This is a genomic window from Enterobacter cloacae complex sp. P13B (assembly GCF_014895915.1).
In the GTDB taxonomy this organism is placed as follows: domain Bacteria; phylum Pseudomonadota; class Gammaproteobacteria; order Enterobacterales; family Enterobacteriaceae; genus Enterobacter; species Enterobacter bugandensis.
The window spans coordinates 1-238 of record NZ_JADBQN010000144.1; the positions used below are offsets into that span (position 1 = coordinate 1).

Annotated in this window: 1 pseudogene; it reads right to left on the reverse strand. The window is 30.7% G+C overall.

From position 1 onward, the window contains the following. Positions 1-27: 27 nt before the first annotated feature. Positions 28-238 (reverse strand): annotated as a pseudogene (locus IM273_RS22345) (hypothetical protein); the annotation flags it as partial.

Consider the following 238-nt stretch of genomic DNA (forward strand, 5'->3'; position numbering starts at 1 on the left):
GATTCCTACTACGGGCTTTTAAAATAATTACAATCCATATTTTCTTTTCTTCTCTTTGATGGATAACGATCTTTTTAGGGTCGAAGCATCATATTTCCTTTTCTCATTAGCATAGACTTTCTCTGTTCGGCTACCATTACTGACTATAAAGTTAATCAATGAAGAACATACATTTTTCATACGCTCTTTGTTGATCAAATCATCATCCAGTTTATTTATATGACTATAATATGAAAGT